This is a genomic window from Candidatus Bathyarchaeota archaeon (assembly GCA_025059045.1).
Lineage (GTDB): Archaea > Thermoproteota > Bathyarchaeia > Bathyarchaeales > DTEX01 > JANXEA01.
On record JANXEA010000009.1, the window covers coordinates 1 to 24,939 of the forward strand.

20 protein-coding genes, 1 tRNA gene and 2 pseudogenes are annotated in these 24,939 nt (G+C 45.0%); 7 read left to right on the forward strand and 16 right to left on the reverse strand.

The genetic code is table 11. The features are described from left to right. Both NZ952_03090 and NZ952_03095 read left to right on the forward strand, forming a co-directional pair. A partial coding sequence (locus NZ952_03090) for an alpha-glucuronidase (protein MCS7120172.1) occupies window positions 1-1,755 on the forward strand: 1,755 nt, incomplete at its 5' end. Between the two features lie 126 nt (window positions 1,756-1,881). After that, on the forward strand, window positions 1,882-3,303 hold the full coding sequence (locus NZ952_03095; GenBank protein ID MCS7120173.1) for an alpha-L-fucosidase: 1,422 nt from the start codon (window positions 1,882-1,884) through the stop codon (window positions 3,301-3,303). A 54-nt stretch (window positions 3,304-3,357) separates the two neighbouring features. Here NZ952_03095 and rpiA read toward each other — a convergent pair whose 3' ends face one another. The 9 genes and pseudogenes from rpiA to NZ952_03140 all read right to left on the reverse strand — a co-directional run bounded on the left by rpiA (window position 3,358) and on the right by NZ952_03140 (window position 12,895). Then, window positions 3,358-4,053, reverse strand: coding sequence for a ribose-5-phosphate isomerase RpiA (rpiA, locus tag NZ952_03100; protein ID MCS7120174.1), 696 nt, complete (start codon window positions 4,051-4,053; stop codon window positions 3,358-3,360). A 2-nt stretch (window positions 4,054-4,055) separates the two neighbouring features. Next, window positions 4,056-4,868 (reverse strand): hypothetical protein, encoded by an 813-nt coding sequence (locus NZ952_03105; GenBank protein MCS7120175.1) that lies wholly within the window; start codon window positions 4,866-4,868, stop codon window positions 4,056-4,058. Further along, a pseudogene (locus NZ952_03110) lies at window positions 4,843-5,553 on the reverse strand (protein-L-isoaspartate(D-aspartate) O-methyltransferase). Before NZ952_03110 ends, NZ952_03105 begins: the two are co-directional and overlap by 26 nt. Before the next feature lie 132 nt (window positions 5,554-5,685). Next, a complete protein-coding gene (glmS, locus tag NZ952_03115; GenBank protein MCS7120176.1) occupies window positions 5,686-7,509 on the reverse strand; it encodes a glutamine--fructose-6-phosphate transaminase (isomerizing) in 1,824 nt (607 codons plus the stop codon). A 196-nt stretch (window positions 7,510-7,705) separates the two neighbouring features. After that, entirely contained in the window at window positions 7,706-8,368 is a 663-nt protein-coding gene (locus NZ952_03120) for a DUF4867 family protein (protein MCS7120177.1), read from the reverse strand. A gap of 145 nt (window positions 8,369-8,513) precedes the next feature. Further along, complete coding sequence (locus NZ952_03125) at window positions 8,514-8,792, reverse strand: hypothetical protein (GenBank protein ID MCS7120178.1); 279 nt, start codon at window positions 8,790-8,792, stop codon at window positions 8,514-8,516. A gap of 19 nt (window positions 8,793-8,811) precedes the next feature. Continuing rightward, the gene (gene xylB, locus NZ952_03130; protein MCS7120179.1) at window positions 8,812-10,335 is read right to left on the reverse strand and encodes a xylulokinase; all 1,524 of its coding nucleotides are present in this window, start codon (window positions 10,333-10,335) and stop codon (window positions 8,812-8,814) included. Between the two features lie 21 nt (window positions 10,336-10,356). Next, entirely contained in the window at window positions 10,357-11,703 is a 1,347-nt protein-coding gene (locus NZ952_03135; GenBank protein ID MCS7120180.1) for an alcohol dehydrogenase catalytic domain-containing protein, read from the reverse strand. Window positions 11,704-11,740: 37 nt separating this feature from the next. Further along, window positions 11,741-12,895, reverse strand: a complete 1,155-nt coding sequence (locus NZ952_03140) for an alcohol dehydrogenase catalytic domain-containing protein (protein MCS7120181.1) — start codon at window positions 12,893-12,895, stop codon at window positions 11,741-11,743. 149 nt (window positions 12,896-13,044) lie between these two features. Between NZ952_03140 and NZ952_03145 the strand changes: the two genes are divergently transcribed. From NZ952_03145 to cofE, 3 genes are all read left to right on the forward strand, one after another. Continuing rightward, a tRNA-Met gene (locus NZ952_03145) sits at window positions 13,045-13,123 on the forward strand. 135 nt (window positions 13,124-13,258) lie between these two features. Continuing rightward, window positions 13,259-15,343, forward strand: a complete 2,085-nt coding sequence (locus NZ952_03150) for a hypothetical protein (GenBank protein MCS7120182.1) — start codon at window positions 13,259-13,261, stop codon at window positions 15,341-15,343. Window positions 15,344-15,440: 97 nt separating this feature from the next. Beyond that, on the forward strand, window positions 15,441-16,199 hold the full coding sequence (gene cofE / locus NZ952_03155; protein ID MCS7120183.1) for a coenzyme F420-0:L-glutamate ligase: 759 nt from the start codon (window positions 15,441-15,443) through the stop codon (window positions 16,197-16,199). A 7-nt stretch (window positions 16,200-16,206) separates the two neighbouring features. Here the strand turns inward: cofE and NZ952_03160 are convergent, their stop codons facing one another. Genes NZ952_03160 through NZ952_03175 form a run of 4 tightly spaced genes read right to left on the reverse strand, consistent with a single transcriptional unit; the run spans window position 16,207 to window position 19,579 of the window. Continuing rightward, the gene (locus tag NZ952_03160; protein ID MCS7120184.1) at window positions 16,207-16,833 is read right to left on the reverse strand and encodes a molybdenum cofactor guanylyltransferase; all 627 of its coding nucleotides are present in this window, start codon (window positions 16,831-16,833) and stop codon (window positions 16,207-16,209) included. Window positions 16,834-16,861: 28 nt separating this feature from the next. Continuing rightward, window positions 16,862-17,737, reverse strand: coding sequence for a RimK family alpha-L-glutamate ligase (locus NZ952_03165; protein MCS7120185.1), 876 nt, complete (start codon window positions 17,735-17,737; stop codon window positions 16,862-16,864). A 28-nt stretch (window positions 17,738-17,765) separates the two neighbouring features. Continuing rightward, window positions 17,766-18,212, reverse strand: a complete 447-nt coding sequence (locus NZ952_03170) for a hypothetical protein (GenBank protein MCS7120186.1) — start codon at window positions 18,210-18,212, stop codon at window positions 17,766-17,768. A 32-nt stretch (window positions 18,213-18,244) separates the two neighbouring features. Beyond that, window positions 18,245-19,579 (reverse strand): tRNA (N(6)-L-threonylcarbamoyladenosine(37)-C(2))-methylthiotransferase, encoded by a 1,335-nt coding sequence (locus tag NZ952_03175; GenBank protein MCS7120187.1) that lies wholly within the window; start codon window positions 19,577-19,579, stop codon window positions 18,245-18,247. A gap of 260 nt (window positions 19,580-19,839) precedes the next feature. On the opposite strand from NZ952_03175, the gene NZ952_03180 reads away from it, so the two are divergent. Beyond that, window positions 19,840-20,004: a ribbon-helix-helix domain-containing protein gene (locus NZ952_03180; GenBank protein MCS7120188.1), complete on the forward strand. Its 165-nt coding sequence runs from the start codon at window positions 19,840-19,842 to the stop codon at window positions 20,002-20,004. Next, a complete protein-coding gene (ftsZ, locus tag NZ952_03185; GenBank protein MCS7120189.1) occupies window positions 19,988-21,088 on the forward strand; it encodes a cell division protein FtsZ in 1,101 nt (366 codons plus the stop codon). Before NZ952_03180 ends, ftsZ begins: the two co-directional genes overlap by 17 nt. A 6-nt stretch (window positions 21,089-21,094) precedes the next feature. Here the strand turns inward: ftsZ and NZ952_03190 are convergent, their stop codons facing one another. The 3 genes and pseudogenes from NZ952_03190 to NZ952_03200 all read right to left on the reverse strand — a co-directional run bounded on the left by NZ952_03190 (window position 21,095) and on the right by NZ952_03200 (window position 24,912). After that, the gene (locus NZ952_03190; protein ID MCS7120190.1) at window positions 21,095-21,766 is read right to left on the reverse strand and encodes a CehA/McbA family metallohydrolase; all 672 of its coding nucleotides are present in this window, start codon (window positions 21,764-21,766) and stop codon (window positions 21,095-21,097) included. 32 nt (window positions 21,767-21,798) lie between these two features. Further along, window positions 21,799-23,793 (reverse strand): annotated as a pseudogene (gene metG, locus NZ952_03195) (methionine--tRNA ligase). A gap of 45 nt (window positions 23,794-23,838) precedes the next feature. After that, window positions 23,839-24,912, reverse strand: a complete 1,074-nt coding sequence (locus NZ952_03200; protein ID MCS7120191.1) for a nucleotidyltransferase domain-containing protein — start codon at window positions 24,910-24,912, stop codon at window positions 23,839-23,841. Window positions 24,913-24,939: the final 27 nt, after the last annotated feature.

Sequence of the window (24,939 nt, forward strand, 5' to 3'; positions counted from 1 at the left end):
ACAGTCGAAAAGTCTGGCGGCGGCTACATCGCCATACTAGGCAACTCAGACAGAGGCGTCCTATATGGAACCTTCCACTTCCTTCGCCTAATAATGCTAAGGCAAGAAATTAACAATCTAAACATAGTCGAGCGGCCGAGATGCCCATTGAGACTAATTAATCATTGGGACAATTTGGACGGCAGCATCGAGAGAGGCTATGCTGGCCGATCCATTTTTTACCACGATAACAGGGTAACCGGAAGAATCGGCAGGGTTAGGGACTACGCGAGACTTCTAGCCTCGATAGGAATAAACGGTATCGTATTAAACAATGTGAATGTGAGGGGCGCGGCTGTTAAACTGATCACTGCCGAATATCTGCCCCAACTGGAAAAACTAGCCTCGGTTTTCAGATGTTATGGCATAAGAACCTTTCTAAGCATAAATTTCGCAAGCCCACTGATTTTGGGAGAACTAAAAACCTTCGACCCATTTGACGAGGATGTGAGAAGATGGTGGAAAAACAGGGTAATAGAGATATATAAGTGGATCCCAGACTTCGGAGGGTTCCTTGTCAAGGCTGACTCGGAGTTCACTCCAGGCCCATCCACCTACGGTCGCAGCCAAGCCGACGGCGCAAACATGCTGGCTGAAGCGCTGGAGCCCTTTGGCGGGATAGTCATATGGAGATGTTTCGTCTACAAGCTTCAGGACTGGCGTGACAGGACGGTTGACAGGGCGAAGGCGGCCTACGAGATCTTCGCACCTCTAGATGGGAAATTTAGAGAGAATGTTGTACTCCAGATCAAGTATGGACCTATGGACTTCCAGGTTAGGGAGCCAGTGTCACCTCTATTCGGCAAGTTAATGGCGACAAACCAGATCCTTGAACTTCAAATAACCCAGGAGTATACTGGACAGCAGATACATCTATGCTATTTACCCACCATGTGGAAAGAGGTACTTGAGTTCGACACATACCTGAATGGCAAGGGCTCAACCGTCAAAAGAATAATTGACGGTTCAATATTAGGCATGAGGAACTGCGGTATGGCAGGAGTATCGAACATAGGCGACGACCCAAACTGGACCGGCCATCACCTGGCTCAAGCTAACCTCTACGGGTTTGGTCGGCTTGCTTGGAACCCTGATCTATCTGCAGAAGAAATCGCGAGAGAATGGGTTAGACAGACATTTTCAAATAAGAAGACCGTTGTGGAAACGATAACCGAGATGCTACTCTCATCATGGAGAACATATGAGAACTACACAACGCCCATGGGGCTCGGCTGGATGGTTACACCCGGCACCCATTATGGCCCAAGCCCAGATGGATATGAATATTCTATATGGGGAACATATCATAGGGCAGATCACTTCGGCGTAGGCGTCGACCGAACAGTTAAGTCTGGAACAGGGTTTACAGGTCAGTATAACCCTCCAAACGCTGAAATTTTCGAGTCAATCTGCACCTGTCCTGAGGATCTTCTGCTATTCTTCCACCGCATACCATACACCTATCGATTGAAATCTGGAAAGACATTAATCCAGCACATATACGACACCCATTTTGAGGGTGTTGAGCAGGCGGAGAAACTTAGAGAGAAATGGCTCAGCCTTAAAGGGGAAATCGATGACCAAAGGTTCGAGGAGGTTCTTACACGTCTTGAAAGGCAGGTTAAAGATGCGGCGGAGTGGAGAGACGTTATAAACACATATTTCTATCGAAAGTCCGCAATCCCAGATGAGAAAGGAAGAAGAATATACACTTAAGAAGATCCTTATAGCACTAATCCCTCGAACGGATTCGTACAGCCTTCGATAGGACACGAGAACATTGAGACCGCGAATAGAAAAATAAATTAAACTTCAAATGATTTGCGAGGAGAGGTGATCTTCATGGAAATATGCGGCATCCAAATACCTGAGGGCCCTTTTAAACCTGATTGGGAGTCACTCAAACAATATACCGTTCCAAAATGGTATCTCGATGCAAAATTCGGAATCTTCATTCATTGGGGAGTTTACTCCGTCCCCGCATTCCAGAATGAGTGGTATCCGAGAAACATGTACCTCATCGATCAGCCAGCTTTCAAGCATCACATAAAGACCTATGGACCCCAGAAGGTCTTCGGATACAAAGACTTCATCAATCTTTTCAAGGCTGAACGTTGGGAGCCTAAGGAATGGGCCGAACTTTTCAGCCGGGCAGGCGCGAGGTATGTTGTTCCAGTTGCGGAACACCATGACGGCTTCGCAATGTATGACTCGAGCTATACGGAGTGGAACGCTGCAAGAATGGGTCCGATGAGAGATGTAATAGGGGAACTTGCGTCAGCAGTCAGGAATGAGGGACTTGTTTTCGGAGTCTCTTATCACAGGGCAGAGCATTGGTGGTTCTTTGAGGGCGGAATGCAGTTTGAGTCGGACGTTAAAGATCCAAGATACCATTCGCTCTATGGTCCCGCTCAACCCAAGTCGACGCAGCCGGACAAAGATTTTCTTGAGGACTGGCTTAGGAGAGCATGCGAGTTAGTTGACAAGTACAGACCGCAGATCTTCTGGTTTGACTGGTGGATTGAGCAGCCGGCATTTGAGCCTTACCTAAGAGCCTTCGCAGCATACTACTACAATAAGGCAGCCCAATGGAAACTTGGCGTCGTCATAAACTATAAGCATAACGCCTTCCCGGAGCAAGCTGCAATTCTCGATATCGAAAGGGGAAAACTGGATGACATAAGGGAGATGTTCTGGCAGACCGATACATCCATATGCCGAAGGTCATGGGGCTACATCAGGGACCATAACTACAAATCGGCCGATCAGATCATAGATGACCTCGTCGACGCGGTAAGCAAGAATGGCTCGATGCTTCTAAACATCGCCCCGAAGCCCGACGGCACAATCCCCGAGGAACAGCAGCGCATCCTACTTGAGATAGGTAAGTGGCTTGAGATAAATGGCGAGGCGATATATGGCACAAGGCCCTGGAGAGTTTATGGGGAAGGCCCGACCAAGACAATTCCCGGAGAATTCAAAGAAAAAGAACAAATGCCATTCACAGGAAGGGACATACGCTTCACAAGAAAGGATGATGTCCTCTACGCAATTGCACTTGCTTGGCCTGGAGAAGAATTGATTGTCAAATCCTTAAGCACCGACCTCAGACTTCTAAGAGGAGAGATTGAAAGTGTTCATCTCTTAGGTTCAGACAAGCCTGTGGAATGGACAAGAGACTCATCTGGATTAAGGGTGAAATTACCAAAGAACAAACCATGCGAGTACGCCGTCACAGTGAAAATCATCCTGAAGGAAACCTAATTTACAGACAATTCCCAGCGCCCATTTATTGATAATTGCATACTTTATGGTCGGCTATTCCTTTCTCCTTAACAATCTTACCGAGGTCTCAGAGCCGATGTAGGCAACGTCGGCGATACCCAGAAAAAGGCCCGTCTCAACCACTCCAGGGATAGCCTTAAGCTTTGCCTCCAACTCACGTGGATTGCTAATTATGCCGAAATCGGCATCGATAATTAAGTTTCCATTATCGGTAACGAAAGGTCCAGCGGAGTCTTTATTTTCCCTTAAAACGGGTTTACCGCCTAAGCTCTTAATTCTTGAGCAGACGAGGGGAGTGGCAAATGGCAAGACTTCCAACGGTATAGGACATCTTTCGCCCAGATTATCAGTCAATTTTGTCTCATCAGCAACAATCACCACTTTTCTTGAGGATGCCGCCACAATTTTCTCCCTTGTTAAGGCGCCACCCACCCCTTTAATAAGGTTGAGTTTCAAGTCAATCTGGTCGGCCCCATCAATATCAATGTCAACGGTCGGATGCTCATACAGAGTTGTTAAAGGGATTCCACATTCGACTGCAAGGAATAGTGAGCGATTTGATGTTGGAACGCCTAGTACACGAAGATTCTCCTCTCGTATTCTCCTCCCAATCTCCTTTATCGCATACGCAACTGTCGAGCCTGTTCCCAGACCAACTATGTAGCCGTCTTGAACGAGCTTAACCGCCTCTAGGGCCGCCCTCCTTTTCGCTTTCTCTCTCCAGCTCATCCCTATTCCTCAACTTCTGACTGGCTTAATCTTTTCATAACCTCCTCAATTTGAGAGACAATCTGTTCAATTCTCTTCTCAGCATCCGTCTTTTCAGTTTCTATGTGACCTTTCGGCTTCGCCACTCTCTTCTTCGCATCCGCAGAAGCCGGCAACGCCTCATCTCTCTTAGTCTCGATCTTCTCCTCTTTGGCTTCCTGAACTTTTTCTGTAGGCTCAGGACGCTCAGGCGGCGGGGCAAACCCGGAGATAGTCCTTAACTCTTCGATCCTTCTGCTTAGCTCCTCTAGACGATCGGAGAAGATCTTCACAAGTTCTTCCTGCATCCTTTCCAGCTCATTCAACGCAATAATATATTCTCCTCTAGCTATCTCACCCTTTATCCTCTCAAGATCCTCCTTATATCTGAGTGCCAGCCGGTCTCTTTCTTCTTCAGTAATCTTTCCCTCAGCCGCGGCTTCATATAGTCTCCTAATAGCATAACTTAGAATCTCCCGTTCCACCTCTAATATGCGAAGCTTATCCTTCGCCTCCCTGTACATATCATCAGTTATTGTTCTCCTTACCGGGACTGATAAACCCGGAGCCTCAACCTTCTCTAACGGATAATCTTTATTGGGAACTGGTTTCTTCCTCTCACGTTCTATCAGAAGAATCAACAACAACGCAATTACGACTGTAATCAACGAGAACGTGATGCCTTGCAGTAGATCAGAGCCCAAACGATCTCCCTCAGTCTCATCAATGGTTAAATGAGCCGCATAGAAGATATAACTTTCTGTTAACCCATCAGCCCCTATAGATCTTATGACCATATTTCCCTACAAGAGGAACGAAGGCTACGCCGCCGAGGTCCTCTTCATGCAATCTACTATTCATCTTCTTTATTCTCAGAAGAGTTTGATAAAATCCAACGCTTCCTACAGGAATGAGCAGGATGCCGCCTGATTTTAACTGATCGCAGAGCGGCGGCGGAATTGAGGGAGCGGCAGCTGTGACATATATTCTATCAAATGGTGCTGCATCAGCGTATCCGCTTGATCCGTCTCCACATATAACCGTCACCCTATCCGCATAACCCGCCCGTTTAATATTCTCCTCAGCCATCCTAGCCAGGCTGGGAAGAATCTCAACGGTGTAAACGTGCCCCCATCTCTGCCTCGGCTCATCGCTCGGCGCGACGATCTCCGCCACCGTGGAGGCATGCCAGCCGCAGCCAGACCCTATTTCTAATACTTTATGTCCAACCTGTAGCTCGAGGGCTTCATTCATTATTGATACCATGTCTCGCCGGGCTGACTTTATCTGTCAACCCTGTGGCGCCGAGACTGTCTGCCCCTCGCCTATTGGAAGCGGAGAATCGACAGCCGCGTAATGCCAGTCCTTTCTAGGAAGGAAGAGACCTCTTGGAACGAGCCTCATCGCCCTTATCACCGGAGGCGATCTAAGTATCCCCTCAGCAATCAAATTGTCGACAAGACTCTTCCATCTTTTCTCCATTTCCTTCTCTTCAATCACGACCAAATTCTCCCACAGTCAAGACTCTACTCTTATTACTCGACAAATTATTATAAAAGATAGCTCTCCCCTGAGGAAGCCAGAATGATGAATCCGAAAAGAAGTTTTGATGCTCTACTTGACTGTGACAGACTTAGCAAGGTTTCTGGGTTTATCTGGGTTTAACCCCCTCTCAACAGCCATATAATAGGCGAAAAGCTGCAAGGGAACAATGAATGCTATCGGCGAGAGCGCCTCGGGAAGATGGCCTGCAACCTCAAAGTAATCGTCTGACAAATTCTTTATTTCCTCATCTCCCTCTTCAATAACAGAGATTATGTGTGCTCCTCTAGCCTTCATCTCCATAATGTTGCTTATGATCATCCTATGAGTCTCATCCTTAGGGCAGATGAAGACAACAGGGAACCCTGGCTCAATCAGACTTATGGGTCCATGTTTGCTCTCACCTGCAGGATACGCAATGGATGGAATATAAGCAATCTCCATCAGTTTTAGCCTCGCTTCAGCCGCGGTAGCCGAGCTTATGCCGCGCCCAAGAAAGAAGAAGACCTGCTTGTCCTTTAGCTTTCGGGCAAGGCTACGCGCCTTCTCATCATTCCTCTTAAGGGTCCTTTCAACAATATCCGGCACCTCACTAATCTTTTTTTCGATCTCCTCGATCTGCCGATGCCCAACCTTACCGCGGAGCTTCGCAACTCTAAGCGCAAGCTGAGCAAGAACAGAAAGCTGAGAGGTAAATGTCTTTGTAGCTGCAACCCCTATCTCCGGCCCTGACTGCTGAAGTATGTAGACCCTGGATACACGGGTTAATGTCGAGCCGACTACGTTCGTCAATCCCAGGATTGTGGCGGCCCTATTCCTAGCATGCTCCACCGCTGCCAGCGTGTCAGCCGTCTCGCCCGATTGGCTTACTGCTAGAATTGTGCTGTTAATATTCACGGCCATGCCTTCCTGCTCAATGAATTCGGATGCGATAACAGGATGAGTTGCAAGGAAAGCTAGGTCTGAAAACATGTAGGACGCGGCTAAACATGCGTGATACGATGTTCCCGCAGCCACTAGGAAGACTTCTGTCGCCCTTTCTAAGAAGGTTGCCATAAGGTCTAGGTACTTCTCTTGAAGCCTCAACGTGTCTCTTAGACATCTGGGCTGCTCATATATCTCTTTAAGCATGAAATGCGGGAACCCCTGCTTCTCAGCCATTTCAGCAGTCCACTTAATAACCTCCGGATCCCTGTAGACCGGCTCCCAATCGGCTATCCTTCTAATCTCATACTTGCCAAGCTGAAGTATGGCCATCTCCCCATTCTCAAGGACCACAGCCCTGTTGGTTAAGGGGAGAAAGGCGGGGATGTCTGAAGCGCAATAGATGGCATCTTCGCCGACCCCTATGATCAAGGGGCTCTCATTCCTCGCACATATTATCCTGTCAGGCTCAAGGGTTGATATAACAGCTATGGCATATGAACCCTTAAGCCTCCTAACAGTCTCGCCGACAGCGTTGGTCAGAGACATGCCCTTCTTAATGTTTTCTTCGATCAGATGCGGGATTACCTCAGTGTCCGTCTTCGATTTGAACCTATGCCCAAGGTTCTCCAGTTCAGACTTTAACTCAACAAAGTTCTCGATTATGCCGTTATGCACAACCGCGATCTTCTCTTCGCAGTCAAGATGCGGATGAGCGTTGACCTTATATGGTGCGCCGTGAGTCGCCCACCTTGTGTGACCAACACCGATAGATCCTGGGAGGTCATCAAGGTTGAGGGCGGCGTGAACCTCATCAATCTTTCCCTGATCCTTCTTAACATACACCTTTCCATCGTAAATTGTGGCCTCGCCGACTGAGTCATAGCCCCTATACTCCAGCCTTTTCAAAGCAGCATGGATTATGGGCGCCACATTACCCTCCTTAGAGATCAAACCGAAGATCCCGCACATTCACATCAAACCTTTCAATTCAATTTTGCAACCAAATCCATTAAAGAAGACATATCTAATGTCACATCATTCCTATTTAACTATTTGTGAAGAGTTAAAATTCATGTCCCCGACCCTCAATTTTCTAGATTAAATGGGCTGACGTAGCAAACTGGATCCGGGTTACGCGGGCTAAAACGTATTCAATCAGGCAGCTTCAATCAGTTCTTATCTCAACGTTCTCCCCGATAATTCCTACATAGGCACCTCTCTTAGCAGCGGGAGATGTCTCATGCACGATCAGCCACTTATTCTTTGCAAAAAGTAGTCTATTTTCACCTGTTTTTTCCGGGACCGTGTCTAATGGTGCGTTGGTCATAATTGGCAGTATGATGATCGCTATGAATCCGTATGGGTGAACATTTATAGGCGCGAAATGAAGGGTCGTCGCGTAAAGCTCGACCGCCGATGTGGCAGGAACAAAAAATGCCACCGCTTTACTTGAATCATAGGTGTAGTCTCTGACATCTCTAAGTCTTCCAAGCAAGAGCAGCAGGTCAGTAGCCGCTACTATTACCTCGCTGCCCTTGTGATACTCCATGCCGTTCATCCTTTTGTTCCGTCCAATGCACCAACCGATCTGGATACGCATTTCGCCGAAGATCCGTCTCTCAATCTCTACCTTCAAAGGCATAGCTTCAAGTTGGGGTATGCTTCTCTCGTATGTGACATCTAAGCCTGGCACGGCATGGTTCAAGGCATATTCAATCATAGGTGTGAAATCGAGATCCTTGATTACCCTTCCATACTCCTTGAACTCTTCTGAGCCTACATCAAAAATGCGTATTTTCGGATTCTTCTCTTTTAAGATCTCCAACATGATGCATATACCTCCATGAACCCTCTACTATAGAGACAATCCTCATATCTCTTCCTATCAGGATACATAATTACCATGAAACATGCTCGAATCTGCGGAGGTATAAGAGATAACTGTACACTGATGGTGGTAACTCTCGAATGCATTAAGGCATGTGAGAACACTCTTTCTTCTTTTCAAGCCACTCAAGAATGAATCTCAAGTTTCTGACGGTTTTGGGGATAAAGCCAGAATAATGCAGGCTCTCTTCGTAGCCATCCCTAACCTTCGTCAATAGGTCTTTGAGGCTGGAATCATCAATGTTTTTTAAGGCTTCTTTCAATTTTCTCAACTGATCTATCCTAACCTCAATCTCAGGTGAATATTCCCTATACCTCCCTATTTCAGCGATACATTCCTCAATCTTCTCATCAATATCTGACATATTCTCCGCCTCAAATGGCTTATGAATCTGGACTTAAAGGCTCATACACCCTTTTAAATGCCTCTCTATAGTCCCGATAGATTCTTTCATAGGCTCCGTGTTTCTCGGGGTTAGGATCATAGATCCTCTTAATCCTAACAGTTTTCTCCGTGGCTTCCTTAACGTCCCTGTAGTGCTCCGTCCCTACACCCGCCAATATGGCCGCTCCTAGGGCAGCCGCATCCTCAACCTCCGGTATCCTAATCCTTATCCCAAGGATATCCGCCTTTATTTGGTTCCATAGTTCGCTTCTAGCCTCTCCGCCCACCATGCTTACTTCATTCACTTTAATCTTTAGGTCCTTGAGAATTAGGAGCGCTTCAAGGTAATGGAAAGCGACTCCTTCCAGAATTGCACGTATGAAATGCGGCTTTTGATGGGATAGGCTAATATTGAGGTAGGCTCCCCTAGCAGCCTCATTGAATTTCGGAAAGAATAGACCAGTTAGATATGGATAGAAGTAGAGACCATCAGATCCCAAAGCAACCTTTGATGCCTGCTCTGTTAGGAGATCGTAGGGATCTCTGCCCGTCATTCTAGCCTCCTCTTTCTCTTTCTGTCCGAAAGTGTCACGGAACCAGCGTAGAGATGCGCCGGTAGTGGCTACTATTATTTCGTACTCCCACTTGTCCGGGATTACATGGCTGCAGCAATTTACCCTTCCTTTAAAGTCTATTTTGGGGCTGTCGATTGGGACTTCTAAGACGGATCCTGTTCCGGTTCCTATGTTCACCTGACCCTCTTCAGTCACTCCTGCACCTAGGCATTCGCATGGACGATCGCCTCCTCCGTTCACTATCGGCAGACCGCCCCGCAGAGTTGTCTCGGCAGACGCTTCTTCCGAGACTTCGCCTACAATTTCTGTTGATTCCTTTGCATCCGGAAGCTTATCGACTGGTATCCCGATGGTGGAGCAAATCTCCTCGGACCATTTTCTATTTTTAATGTCGAAAAGCATCGTTCTAGAAGCCATTGAATAGTCTGTAACGAATTCTCCGGATAGCTTATAGATAATATAATCCTTAGCACAGAGGAAGCATTTGGTGTCTTCAAAGATGCTTCTCACATTCTCTTTCAGCCATAGAATTTTTGAAGCAGAGAAAATAGGATCTATGATAACCCCAGTAATCGACAGCACTTTTTTCTCGCTAATCATCCCTCTAATGCGGTCTGCCTGTGGTCGGGTACGATTGTCAAGCCAAATTATACTATTATACAGCTCTTTCCCATTCTTACCTATCGGTACAACTGCTTCTCTCTGAGAAGCAACTGAGAGGGCTATGATCTCCTCCGGTTTTAACTTCGCCCTATGAAGGCTCTCTCTAATCGTCTCGGCAGCTGCTTTCCACCAGTCAGATGGTTTCTGCTCAGCCCAGCCTGGCTGAGGATGCAATATTGGATACTCTCTCGTTGACTCTGAAATCTTACGCCCATCCAATGAAAACACAACCGTCTTACATGCGGAAGTCCCGAGATCAACGCCAACCAGGTATTGGCTCATCATATCAACCTCCCACATGGATAGTTAGCCGATAAGTTTGATTAAGGCTTCTCTCCTCTCCTCAACACTCATGTGTAAAAGGGATCTAATCTCTCCCACCTTAGCGTTTGAGGGTGTAACTAGCGCCTTCAGGATGCTTCCCTTAAAGACCTGAACTTTTTCCGGCAGGCTTGGAAACTCTTCAAGCCTAAGCTCCGGGTTATTCAGGAAACTAAGAAAATCTTCTCCCCTGCTCGAAATTATCTCGTCAACAGATATGAAGTTTGGAGTGCCGAGAAGCATAAGAACCCTTTCAAGATAATCAAGCCCTAGTACATGGGTTACGTATTTTGTGGCGTCTATCTTACCATCAGCCATTAACTTCAGAACTATGGGTATGTGATATGGAGACGCGCCGCTTGTTCCAGTAATGAATGGGCCATTATAATGGATTTTGTTCGTTGGGATCTCTACGGCTTCTTGGTCAACACCGCCGAAGAAGCTCACAACCCCGCCCTGCCTCACAATCTTTAAGGCTTGAACCTGAGCTTCAGAACTGCTTGCCGCCGTTATCACTACATCAGCTCCACGCCCATCGGTGATCTGGTTTATTGAATCAATAAGGTCGCTCGTATCCTTATTGAGGACATAGTAGTCAGCCACTCCAAGTTTCTTAATCATGTTCAGTCTCCACTCAGAATGCTGAGCGATTATCACGATACTAGCGCCTGAGCTCTTCGCAAGCTCAGCATGCATGCACCCAAGCGGGCCTCCGCCAATAATAACAACAACATCCCCCTCCCTTATCCCCTGTATCAAATCATAATTGCACTCTGACCTTTTCCATCTTCCTGGTCTAACAAGTTTCTTATGAGAGTGAAGGGCGCATGCAAAGGGTTCTGAGATCGCCGCCATATAAAGCGGAACATTTTCTGGAACCGGAATCACAGGGTTAATCTTCTTCCTCAGCAGTTTCTCAGGGATTAGAGCGTACTCCTCAAACCCCCCATCATAATTGAAGCCGAAGTCCTCTCTAAAGTTACATGACTCAGGACGGCCTTCCCGGCAGTTTATGCACCTCTCGCAAGCTATCACCGGGGCGATTACAACTTTTTCCCCTTCTACAAGAACCCTTTTCTCCTTCTCCCCGTCAACATCAACATCAAATTCACGCACATTCCTCCCAACCTCAACTATCTCGCCGACTAGCTCATGACCGGGAACTATTGGATAGGATTTTATAAGTTTGTGACCGCGAAAGTATTTTTTAATGTCTGTCCCGCATATTGCGCATGCAGCAACCCTTATCAGGACATCTCCATCGCCTACACGTGGAACAGCCCTTTCCCCAACAATTAGCCTACCGGGTCTTTCTAGAACGGCGCACCTCATAGGTTAACCCCATTTTCATTTTAAGACTCTTTTATCTTCATATTCGCCAATCAATTAAAACTTTGCCGTGAGTCATCGGGTCTTCTGCCACCTTACATGCTGCCAGTATTGATTCAGAGTCCTTCGCATAGAACATCTGAGGATAAATTATTCGTTCAAGAAGCCTCCTGAAATCTTCACGCTCCAACCATCGCAAAACGTCGGGGTAATCGATAGCGGCGCTTCTAGTCGTGCCTTTTAGAGACAGCCCCTTCTCTAGCATAGTTCTAGTCCTGACGGGAACCTTGTCTTCGCTCACACCTACAAGAACACATCTACCCCCAGGCGCAAGCAGGGAAAGCGCCTGATCAATAGTTACTTCAGCTGCCTTCCCACCCGCGCATTCAAAGGCCATATCAAATGTATCAGCGAATGCTTCGAGTGAAGTTGTCTTTGTATTCAGCGTAGTCGCAAAGTCCTTAAACTTTTCCAATTTGAAATCAAAAATGTCTGTTACGAGAAGGTCGCTTTTTGGTACGCCATAAATCTGTGAAATAACAGCTGCGGTTAGATATCCCATGAATCCTCCTCCCAGAACTGCGACGCGATCTCTCAGTTTTATACCTGAAACCTTCAATGCACGATTTATAACTGATAAGGGCTCAGCAAGTACACCGACCTTTTCAGGCATCTTCTCTGGCAAGCGCAGGATGCAGCTGGCAGGGTGTATAAGAAATGACCTAGACAACCCATGAGCATTGCTGGAAATGAACCTAACGTCTTCGCATAGATTTTCCCCAACACCCTCAGGTCGACAGGACCTACATGCATGATAGATGTCGGGATACTTTATCGGATTATGAATGTAGCAAGGAATATTCGGAATTACAATTACTAGATCTCCTGCTGAGAGGTTCTCAGCGCCATATCCTGTTTCCGTGACCCTGGCCACACCCTCATGAAAGACGCATAGGGGCAACCTCTTTTGTAGAATTTCAGGCGGCCTAGAACAGCTAACATATCGGAGGTCAGCGTGGCAGATGCCGGTTATTAAGGTCTCAAGGAGCAGGCATTTATCAGGAACATCTCTAATCTCCTGAGAGCGCTCCCTCAAAGTATATGGTCCCACAACTTCAAATATTCGAGATTTCACAGGTTTTCGCAGAGTCTTCCTTCCAGACGCCAACTTTATAAGATCTATCTCATCAACCAAGACAATGCACCTCACCTGTACAAAGAAGCGAGAATAAGATTTATCATTTATTAAGCCTCCAAAAATTCATCTTCCTATCAGAAGAGATTAAAGCCATACAATTCGCGTAACCCTTTTATTTCAGTCATTACATCTCTTCAACTTGATGTAGCGGGGTGGGGTAGCCAGGTTTAACCCGCTGGGCTCATAACCCAGAGATCGGTCGTTCAAATCGACCCCCCGCTACCAAAATGGTATAGATAGAACCGCTAGTTTCTTGGACCTCCGCTATTCTCAATCTAACAATAACACAATTTTTATTGATGTTTCAAAAAATGAAAGCTGTAGTATCCATTTCGAACCGTTAATCGCGAGAGATGAAGTTTGAGGGCGAGTGTGAAAGTTTGGGCTATATTGTGTATGGTTATCCTTTTAGGCGGGATCATAATATACCTCGTTTATCTTCCGCAGACAAAGGTTGAAGGCCATATGTTTTATAGTGTAGGATTTGTTGAATACTCCTATACTGCAGAGCTTCTCGCTTCGATTGACGTGAACGTTACGGATGTTGCAGCAGAGCCTATATCAGAGTATCTCTTCGGAAAGTTTCTTGAACACCATGGTAGTAGCAGCTTCGCAGGTTGCATCTATCATGGTATATGGGCGCAAATTCTCGATAACCCTGGATTCGAGAAGAGAGAATTTTTCGGATTGACCGGCATTAACGAAACCGTAGCATATAGGTGGGAGCGTTTCGGCGATGGACAGGTAATATACGGTCTCAGTAGCGAATCTATAGGTCCAGGTACGTCACAACTTATAAGGGTCAATTCTCTTTTAACGCAAAAAGTTGGAATTCGGCAATCGATCTACATGCCTCTTCACAGAACCAAAGGCTACAATCTGAGCTTATGGTTGAGGGGTAAGGCTGACAGGTTACTTATTACCGTTGAGACAACGCAGCAAACCGTTTTGGCTGAAGCCCTTGTTGAGGACATAAGCGCAGAATGGACTAAGTACGAACTGAACTTGACAATATCAGATTCGGAACATTTTGGTGAGCTCCTGCTATTCTCTTTAACATTAGACAGCCCAGGCTACGTTAACATTGATAATTGTTTCCTGTTCCCAGATGACAACATCGATGGATTCGACCCAGATGTTATCAGGATGCTTAGGGAGTCAGGAATAAAGATGATCCGTTGGCCTGGAGGAAATTTCGCCTCACAGTACCACTGGAAAGACGGCGTCGGCCCTATAGAGAAACGGTCAATACGATTGAATGAGGCATGGAACATTCCAGAATACAATCACGTAGGCACAGACGAGTTCATAAGATTTTGTAAATTGGTTGGGGCAGAACCATTGATCTGCGTGAATGCCGGAGACGGTACACCAGAGGAGGCGGCGGATTGGGTTGAATATTGCAACGGTGATCTAAATACGACATATGGCAGGTTAAGAGCAGAGAATGGGCATCCGGAGCCTTATAATGTGAAGTATTGGGAGATAGGTAACGAGCTTTATGGATCTTGGCAGAGAGGCTACTGTACTGCTGAGCAGTATGCAGAGAGGTACGAGAGGTTTCATAGGGCTATGTCCGCGAAGGACCCAAACATCAAATTCATTGCGAATGGAGGATGGGATCGTGCAATGGTTTGGAGGGAATGGTATCCATGGGATACCGCGCTCATAAATAGAAACGGGGAGAAGGTACGCTCACTCTCAAGACACTATCTGATATGGGTTGGAAATACGGAGACCGACTATCTGAGGGCGGTCGCGTATACATTTTGGCTTAGGAATCATCTGGATGATATTCGGACAGAATTGAAAAAGAGGCTTAGTGACCCAAAGATTGCGATAACAGAGATTCAGGGCGGAAGAGACTTAGATATCTCTGAGACCTTGTTGGAGGCCCTCTTCTACAGTGGTTTAATGAACTCCGCGATTAACATGCATGGATTCATTGAGATAGTCACTCACAGTTCCTTAATGTGGTTTGGAGGCGGCCTAAGAAAAGAACGTGAGATCACATATCAAACGCCGGCCTCACTTGCTCAGCAGATCTATTCGATGCAGCCGGGCAGATGGCCAGTCAGGATCAAAGTGTTGACTCCAACATTCAATGTCTCCAGTGCACCTCCGGAGATACCTGCAGTAATGAACGTACCTTTTATCGACGCGGTTGGATTAATAAACGAAAATAGGAACTCACTCTCATTAATAATAACGAACTTCCACCCAAGCCAGGATATAAGAACTTCTATTAGACTGCATAGTTTTACCGCCGAAAGATCGGTTAGCGTTAGAACTCTAAATGGCGCACACTACCTTTCCAAAAATAGCTGGAATAATAGAGAAGAAATTAAAATAAGAAGTGCAGAAGTAGAAATGCAGGGGAATAATTTTGATTATATTTTGCCCGCACACTCAATAACACTTTTCATCTTTCAAAAAGCTGCATAACAAAAGCGAATAATTAGAATGGCAAAGCTCAAAAATTTTAAGAGCTCTGACTAAACATTATTGGATCTTCGATATGAATGAATAGGGGAGATGCAATATCCAGGAGATTAAGATAATTCCGATACTGGGGCTACCAATCATTCAGCCAGGCGACGATCTTGGGGAACTAATCTGCAAGGCTGCTGAAAAGCAGAGCACGCCAATAGAAGATGGGGATATCATTGTCGTAACTCACGTGGTCGTCTCGAGAGCGGAAAATAACATAATAAACCTAGATGAGATTGTGCCCTCAGATTTTGCTAAGAGGATTGCGGCCGAATATGGCAGAGATCCAGCGCATGTGGAGGTTGTTCTCCGTGAAGCTAAATCAATTATCCGCATGAGGGATGGACACATAATAGCCGAGACCAAACATGGCTTTATATGCGCTAATGCTGGTGTTGACAAATCAAACGTTCCCGGAGAAAGGAATGTTACGCCACTGCCAGAGGATCCTGACAGGTCAGCTAGGAATATCCGCAGAAGGATAAGAGAGATTACTGGAAAAGACGTGGCGGTCATAATATCCGACACTCATGGACGGGCTTTGAGACGAGGAGAAATAAATGTCGCGGTGGGGATATCGGGTATGAAACCTATAAGAGATAGAAGGGGAGAGTTTGATTTATTTGGTTACATGTTGAGAATTAAGCAGACCGCGGTTGCCGATGAGCTTGCCTCCGCTGCCGAGCTTGTTATAGGTCAAGCAAATGAGGGTATACCGGCAGCGATAATTCGTGGATATAGATACGTGAGAAGCGAGGAATCTTCGGCAAGAGAGCTTGTTTGGCCAAGGGAAAAAGCCCTTTTCTATTAACCGCAAATTATCTACTCATCGAATTCTTCATGATGCTCTCAGCTCTCCTAAGATCCGCTTTCGTGTTAATGTTGAAAAATGTGAGTAGGCTTGGATCAATACCTTTTATAACGAGCGTAGAGAGATACCTGACCCTGCGAAGTAATGAGACCATTGCCTGGAGTCTGACATCTCCCCTCCTTACAGCGTTCATGCCAGCCACCAGCGCCGAATTCGTCTTATACACAGCCTGAAGTGGCTCAATATAGCCGTTCGGCCACCTCGGAATCACAGCATCCACGTTTGATGATATCTCGAACATCAAGTCTATCACATCTTTCGATATGAATGGGGTATCGCAGGGGAGTAGGAGAGAGTACTCTCCGGCAGCATTCGAAAAACCTGTCAACGCTCCAGTTAGCGGACCTCCTGGGGCACCCATGTCCAGAAAGATTTCTATTCTCGAACCAAGAATCGGCGAGTAAAGACGCTTTTGATCCTCAGATCTAACTACAACAATTATCTCTTCAGCCACGCCCTCTATTCTCTCTATTACTCTAAGGATTAGAGGTTTGCCAGAAAATTCTACGAGCCCCTTCTCTTGGCCGAACCGTTCAGAGGAGCCTCCAGCAAGGATTATTGCAGTCTTTCTCAATAACTTATCCTTCTTATCCTTTAATTTTTCACGACACCTTTGTAAGGAGGTAATTAACTATCTGATCTGCAATATTAATGTTAGTTACTGACTGCAACCCTCTCCAGCCGGGTTGACTGTTAATTTCAATTACAAATGGCCCTTGTTCAGTTTCCAGAATATCTATGCCCGAAACCTCGCAGTTGACTATTTCCGCAGATTTCAACGCCAAGGACTTAATTTGGCTGGATGGTTCGCATGGAACCGGCTTAGCGCCCCGGCTTATATTCGTTTTCCAGCAGTCCGAAACCCTACGCATAGAGGCCGCAATTTTATTTCCCACCACAAAAAGCCGATAGTCATAGTTGCCATGCGGAAGATACTCTTGAATATAAATAACTTGATGATGAAACTCCAGACTTCTAAAAATCCTCTCAGCAATATCAACGTCTGAGACTCTAGCCGAGCCTATTCCTCTAGAGCCGAATATCGGTTTAACCACAACGTCGCATCCAAGCTCTTTGAAGGCTGTTAACGCGCTTCCCGCATCCTCTGTTACCACTGTTCTTGGAACAGGAATACCAGCCTCCTCCAAAAGTGTCAGCGCATAATATTTGTCAACACACCTCTCAATAGCTGCAGGTGAGTTTAGAATGTACAGCCCAAGCCTAGAAAGCCTATGAAGAACATCCAGCCTAAATATTATTTCTTCTAATGACCCTCGACCGATAGGCCTGACAATAATCGCTTTCAAGTCCCTAAGTAGATCAATATCTCTCATTTTAACCTCAGGTTTAAGTTGAATACGAGCCTGAAGATCATGAAAACTGAAGCATAATGGCGTAATGCCTCGCTTCTTAAGCGAAGCTATAAGCTGGGTAGTGCACCAAGAATCCTCGTTGCGCGTAAGAACCCCTATCTTCAACCTGATCCCCAAATGAAGATTGCCATTTTCATCCCTCTTCTTTGAGCCACCTTGCCGCCCTATTCATAATAGGATCCGAGGAAACATCTATCAAGGGAACCATTATCTTCTCTTTAGTCTCTATTATCGGCTGAAATTTTGGCATATGAGCGTAGCTAACAAGAGACCAGTAGACACGTCCCTCCTCGATTAATGCTTTTGCCGCAACATTAGTTGTCGGGGGGATTACAAAATAGAGGAATGCCACCCCCTCAGCCCAGTATAGTCCAGATGCCTTCCCACCAGCGGCGATAGATACGAATCTAGCCAATTCTTCCGGCGAATCAAATCTATTCATCTGAAGAATAACAATCTCCCGGTAAGGTTCAAATTTTATTTGAACGTTTACATCTTCCTTGCTCATTAGATGGTTCACCGCATCTTGATCTTTTACATCAACGGCTCTTATGAATCTTGTTAGCGATTCGCGGTTCATCCAAAACTCATCTGCTGAACGCCTCAATTAGATTAGTTGATAATCTCAGCCTCAAGGTAAGTAGGGCGGGCTTCTATAACTCTCACCCTTACAAATCTTCCAAGCAGGTTACCATCACATTTCACAACTATAGGCTTGTATGCATAGTTTCTACCAACCCATGATAAACCTTTGCCTTTTTCATCAACTAGAATCTCCCCCTCCCAGCCTATCCACCGGAGATTATTTCTCAAGGATACCTCCTTGACGATGGCAACGAGACTTCGGCTCCTATAATTAACCTCAGCCCGATCTATCTGCTCCATTTCAGCCGCTGGCGTTTTTGGTCTTGGATAGAATTTCGAGATGTTCACTACATCAGGTTGAACCTCCAAAATAAGCTTAACTGTATTCTGGAATGCTTCTCTACTTTCTCCCGGGAAACCGCAGATAACATCTGTGGAGATTGTTATATCAGGAATTTCCTTTCTGAAAGACCAAACTATCTTTTTGAAGTCCTCAACCCTGTATTTTCTGTTCATCCTTCTTAATATCTCATCATCTCCGCTCTGGACTGGAATATGCAAAAATTTAAGAATCTTTTCATGCTTGAACGAGCTGATTAAATCATCCAGCATCCTCATGACGTTATCCGGATTCATCATCCCAACCCTGCAGAAAAACTTTCCATTAATCTGGCATATCTCATCCAATAATGTGGGCATGTATGCTCCATTATCTAATCCATAGGCGCCCATGTCCTGGGAGGTTAACCAAATCTCTTTAACCCCTTCAGAAACAGCCTCCCTAACTCTTTCCACGATCGCCTCCTTTGGATATGAAAAAAGCTTACCTCTAGCAAACCTTACACAACAGAAAGCACAGGCCCCCGTACATCCTTCGGAGACAGAAATGATCTCGACGCATGGATTAATTCTTATCTTAGGCTGATAAATCTTAGTTGTAGGCTCATCTGAAAAGAAGATTCGATTTTTCTCACCACTTTCAGCCGATCTGACAACTTCAATTATCCTATCAACGCTCCAAGGATCCAGCATTGCTGAAAAATCTGGTGCAACTTTGACAAGTCCTTCATAGTCTATTTTAGGCAGACATCCCGAAATAACAATCGGTCTTCCCAATTTACTAAGAAGGGATAATCTCTGAAGAATTTTATCCTCAGTAGGCTTCTTAACTCCACACGTATTCATTAGAATCAAGCTCGCAGAAGTAGGATCTTGCACAAGATGGTATCCTTCTCTGAAAAGGTGGTATAGCATAATTTCAAGATCAAACCTATTTGCTGCGCAGCCATAGCTTTCCACATAAACGCTTCTATCCTTCCAACAACATTTGCCAGTATAAGTCGGCATAATATCTTGATTCAACCGGTTCTGCAGACCCCTCAAATTCCTCAAGATCTTAAAAGGGCACATTCTCTTAAATATAGCGCGCAACTCAAAGTTGCATAAATCTTGACAAAATACTATGTGAAATCAAAATATTTGCATATAATCGTGATATGGTACCAAAAGAACGTTATAGAAAATTATATATATTAATGTAACGTTCATGATTAAAACATAATTAAATCATATTATGTACACATTTATGAAAAGAATCTCGTGAGTATTCTCCGGTGATGAACATGAAGTTAATAACAATATACCTTCCCGAGCCATACCTTGAGGCACTCGATGAGCTTGTGACAAAACGATATTATCCACATAGAGCGGAAGCAATCAGAGTTGCGATACGGGACTTGATCGCCATGGAACTCTGGGGAAGAGAAAAAAATGCCAAAGATAGCTGATAAAGTCTTTCAGCTAGCCTGGGATGATAGTATTCCGGAGGGTGTCAGAGAACCGGGACAATGCCGAATTATGGTCATCGGAGTAGGCGGAGCGGGCAATAACACCGTAAGTCGATTGATGGAATCCGGAGTAACATGCGCGGAGTGCGTTGCAATTAATACAGACATGCAGCATTTGAGGGCTATTCACGCCAAACAGAAGATTCTTATCGGCGAGAAGCTGACGCGCGGCCTAGGCTCAGGAGGCGACCCTGAAATAGGAAGGGCTGCAATTGAAGAATCTGCAGAGCAAGTATCGAAGATCCTTGAAGGCGTAGACATCGCCTTCATAACTGCAGGGATGGGTGGTGGAACAGGGACAGGTGCTTCACCAATAGTGGCTAAAATGGCTCGAGAAAAGGGGGCAATTGTTATTGGAGTTGTGACAATGCCCTTCAAGATTGAGCGGGGAAGAATCGCCTATGCCATTAAAGGTCTCAGCGAACTGAGAAAGGAATGTGACACAGTTATAGTTATTGATAATAATAAGTTAATGCGCCTTGTACCACAACTTCCTATCAACGAAGCTTTCAAAGTAGGAGATAATGTATTAGCTAATATGATTGCAGGTATAAGTGAAACCATAACCGCGCCCAGTCTAATAAATCTAGACTTTGCAGATTTCAGAACAATAATCAAGAAGGGCGGGGTAGCAGTCGCAGGGATCGGTCAATCCGATGCACCAAATAGGGCTGAAGAGGCTGTTCAAAAGGCTTTAAGGATGCCTCTCTTAGATGTGGATTTCACGGGTGCAAAGGGCGCACTCATACACGTGTCTGGAGACGAAGATATGACAATTGATGAAGCAAATAGGGTAGGCGAAATAGTCACACAAATGATGAGTGAGGATGCTCTGGTCATATGGGGAGCAAGAGTTAATCCCAACCTCGCCGGCACACTAAAAGTTACATTAGTGATGACTGGGGTTCAATCGAAATATTTACTTAGTGGTTATGGTTCCGCCGCGCGTGAAGTATACGACCTAAACTCTGAAGAAGATATGCCTCAAACCTTAAAGCCTAACATAAGCTTGTGTCACATCTAGCAAACATCAGCAGCCACTCTTTTTTATACGTTTTAACCTCTTTTTTATATTAAGAGTTAGAGGCGCCGCCCTCCCAAACGGTATTGCCAATTTATTCTTAATGGCATCCGTTATCATGTCTGAATCAGCGCACTTAGCATCGACGCCTAGTAACGTATAGCTGAGCCCTATTGTTTCTGGAATGTGAGAGTCGCTTCCACCTGTCTGTGGAAGAGAATACTTACTAGCGAGCCTTCTATTGAGATAAGTAAGGAGAGAGAATGGGAATGCTTGTGAGTTTATAACCTCGATTGCGTCGATGCCAAAGGAAATAAGGTTCTTTCTTAATCCCACACCATTCTTATATATTGCTGATGGGTGCGCAGCTATGGCTATGCCCCCAGCCTCATGAATCATTTTCACAGTTTCTGTTATATCTTGGTGCGAGGGTATATTTGTCCTTAAATTTATGCCTAAAATATGCCCTTGAAGTGTAGACACCTCTATCCCAGGCAAGACTATGATGCCGTCGGTATCTTTCATTTCGACCAGTCTGATCGCTCCTTCTATTGTATCATGATCCGTAATTGCCACTCCATTTAGACCGTTTCTCTTTGCGAAGAGAAGAACGTCTTTGAGAGATGTTGCGCAATCATGTGAGTAGCACGTGTGGACATGAAGATCGATCTTAAGTAGCAAAATGGATACCACTAAGTTTTGTCAACCCAGCGTCATCTTACTCTGCTACCAGGCTTGACATCTTTTTCAGGCTTAAGTATCGCTACTTTTTCTCCATCTTCAGCAGCAAGAATCATAACTTCCGACTGAATTCCGAACACCTTCTTAGGTTCCAGGTTTGTTACAACGGCTATCTGCCGTCCAATAAGTTCTTCAGGACTATAATATCTCGCTATTCCTGCAACAGCTATCTTCGGCTCGCCTTCCCCAACATCAACCGTTATCTTGAGCAGGTTATCTGATTTCGGAACCTTCTCAACTCTCAATATCTTCCCAATTCGCATATCAATACTCATAAACTGCTCAAAAGGCACTTTCTTTTCTAGAGATCTGATCTTTTCAAGCATTGAGTCTAGCTCCTTTTGAGACGCTTCAATCTTATGGAATAACGGTTCACTCTCTTTAATCTTGTGACCCACTTGAAGAGGTTCGATCGCATCTTCCCACGACCCTTCTTTAGGAATGTTAAGAAGATAACGCAGCCTTTCAGCTGTTGAGGGAATAAATGGTTCTAGAAGAATAGACATGGCTTTAACAATTTGTGCTGAAACATATAGGACGTTGGCAGCAGTTTGGGGGTCCGTCTTCATAGCCTTCCAAGGCTGTTTCTCATTCAGATACTTATTGCCTTCCCTGCTTAGCTCAATTATCTCATGAAGAGCTGATTGAAGCTTAAATCCGTCAAGTGCTGCCCCAACATTACTCCAAGTCGCAGCGATTTTTCGAAGAATGGAGTTATCATGTTCATCCAGATTACGAGGCTGTGGAATAACACCGCCATAAAAAGAATTAATAAAAGTTAGGGTTCTATGAATGAAGTTTCCTAGAGTATCATTTAGGTCGCCATTAACCTTCTCAAGGAAAATTTCCCATGTAAAGTTTGAGTCTCTGGTTTCCGGTCGAATGGCTATAAGAGTATATCTCCAATAGTCAACTGGAAACAATTTGAGAGCCTCGTCGATCCATATTCCAATCCTCCTGCTCTTCGACGATTTTTGCCCTTCAAATATAAGCCACTCGTTTGTACTCACATTCCAGGGCAGATTATATCCCTCATGAGTAGCAAGCAAAAGCGCTGGAAATATAAGCGTATGAAACGGTATGTTATCTTTCCCTATAAAGAAGAGAGTTTTTGTCTCCCTGTTAAACCAGTATTCTCTCCATTTTTCCTCTTCCCCACGCTTCTTGTAGTACTCGATTGTCGCAGATATATATCCCAAGACAGCGTCGAACCAAACATAAATGGTTTTGTCCTCAGAACCCTTGAATGGCGCCGGTATTCCCCATTTATTGTCCCTTGTTACGGGTCTTGGCTTCAAACCCTCCCGTATAATGTTTAGACTGAAATTTCGCGCATTGTCCGGAAGCTGCCTGTTGTTCTCTATATAACTCATTAACTGCTGACTGAATTGTGGCATGTCAAAATACCAATGAATTACCTCTCTAACTTCAGGCTTTGCCCCGCAAATTGTGCATCTAGATTCAACTAGCTTTGTCGGTTCTAACAGTCTTCCACATTGCTCACACTGATCTCCACGAGCTCTTTCATATCCGCAATGTGGGCATTTTCCCTCAACAAACCTATCGGGTAAGAATCTTTCACACTTCAAGCAATATGGAAGCTCGGTCTCTTTCTTAAAGATGTAACCATTCTTTTCAATCTTCAAAAACAATTCTTTAACAAATTCTTTGTGAATCTCGCTCTCCGTTCTCGTGTAATTGTCGAATGATATTCTCCATTTCTCGAATAGGGAGACTACGAGATTGTGATTTCGATCCGTTAGCTCTCTAGGTGAAATGTTCTGCCTTAAAGCCTCCACCTCTATAGGTGTTCCATGCTCGTCAGATCCGCTGACGAATAGAACTTCGTCTCCTTTAAGCCTATGATAACGTGCGATGACGTCTGCAGAGAGAATTGGCAGCAGATTACCTAGGTGAGGAATGTGATTGATGTAAGGCCAAGCCGCGGTAACAAGTACTTTTCCGAGTTTGACACACCTCCGGAATCAGATTAAATGTGCCTGCTCCAATACTTAAGCGCAACGGAGACCGTGCACACTCTTATAGTAACAACCTAACTCATTCTCAAGATTTTTTGCGAAATCTCTTAAGATCTCTATTTCATCTCTTAGAGATGACTTTTCCCCACGAATCTGAACAGCCAATTCTAACATCTCTCTGACTTTATGCTCAACTCTTCCTGAGTTTGGTAATGCGCCAAGAGGGTCTTCACAGCATTCATTCTTAAGATTGTCGCATCCCATAATTAAGCGAATTAGAACCGTAGCGGCATACCTGATCTGTAACATTGCTGCCGCGAAGTCCCTGTTTTCAAGACAATCTCGAGCGTTGAGAATTTCATTGTTAGCCACATCAATGCATCTGAAAAGTTCAGGACATTTATTTCCTTTGGATTTGAGCAGCAACTCGTAATTTTCTTCCAGGACCTTATAAAAGGGATCCTCTACATCGCTCATACCCACATCCTCAATATTGTTAACTTCAGCAAATATCTCCCAGAAATCAGGTGAAATCTGTCTTAGTTTGGGGGCAAAAAACTTTGCTGGGAAAATTTGTGGAGAACCATTTTTTAGGAGGTACGCTCTCCCTAAATCCTCCGAAGCTTTCCTAGCGAGAAGCTCTGCGCGTTCCAGACACCCTTTACTCATAAAAGCTTGAGCATGATAAAGCCTTTTTTCAGCCTTTCTCAGAAAGAATAAAGTGTACAGGGAGGGGAAAGAAATGGCATCTACATGCTTTTTATAAGATTTCACTACCCCTTTCGGGTCATACAAAATTCTGCAACTTCTCACAACATCAAGGCAGAAGGCGCCTGAATATGGGTTATGGAAATCGGCGACAAACAGGCGGTTAAAGACGTTGACGGGCCAACGATGAACATGTAATATTTTATCTTCCACCAATATTTTTTGAGATGTTATACTCGGAGATTCTTCAATGATAAGTAGATCGATGTCACTGTTAGAATTAATATTGCCCCTCGCATAGCTGCCAAACAGGACGATTCCGATAGTTCTATTATTGCTCGATTCTTTCTGGACGAATTTATAGATTTGATCATAAATCTTTTTGAATGGTCCATGCATACTAGCTGTGTTCACATTTCCGAGGAA

Excerpts from the sequence above, each read along its gene's own strand:
- NZ952_03170 (MCS7120186.1), bottom strand. The coding sequence starts at position 18,212 with ATGAACCGCGAATCGCTAACAAGATTCATAAGAGCCGTTGATGTAAAA.
- rpiA (MCS7120174.1), bottom strand. The coding sequence starts at position 4,053 with ATGAGCTGGAGAGAGAAAGCGAAAAGGAGGGCGGCCCTAGAGGCGGTT.
- NZ952_03200 (MCS7120191.1), bottom strand. The coding sequence starts at position 24,912 with ATGCATGGACCATTCAAAAAGATTTATGATCAAATCTATAAATTCGTC.
- NZ952_03120 (MCS7120177.1), bottom strand. The coding sequence starts at position 8,368 with ATGTTGGAGATCTTAAAAGAGAAGAATCCGAAAATACGCATTTTTGAT.
- xylB (MCS7120179.1), bottom strand. The coding sequence starts at position 10,335 with ATGATGAGCCAATACCTGGTTGGCGTTGATCTCGGGACTTCCGCATGT.
- NZ952_03125 (MCS7120178.1), bottom strand. The coding sequence starts at position 8,792 with ATGTCAGATATTGATGAGAAGATTGAGGAATGTATCGCTGAAATAGGG.
- NZ952_03095 (MCS7120173.1), top strand. The coding sequence starts at position 1,882 with ATGGAAATATGCGGCATCCAAATACCTGAGGGCCCTTTTAAACCTGAT.
- NZ952_03105 (MCS7120175.1), bottom strand. The coding sequence starts at position 4,868 with ATGGTCATAAGATCTATAGGGGCTGATGGGTTAACAGAAAGTTATATC.
- ftsZ (MCS7120189.1), top strand. The coding sequence starts at position 19,988 with ATGCCAAAGATAGCTGATAAAGTCTTTCAGCTAGCCTGGGATGATAGT.
- NZ952_03135 (MCS7120180.1), bottom strand. The coding sequence starts at position 11,703 with ATGAGGTGCGCCGTTCTAGAAAGACCCGGTAGGCTAATTGTTGGGGAA.
- glmS (MCS7120176.1), bottom strand. The coding sequence starts at position 7,509 with ATGTGCGGGATCTTCGGTTTGATCTCTAAGGAGGGTAATGTGGCGCCC.
- NZ952_03180 (MCS7120188.1), top strand. The coding sequence starts at position 19,840 with ATGAAGTTAATAACAATATACCTTCCCGAGCCATACCTTGAGGCACTC.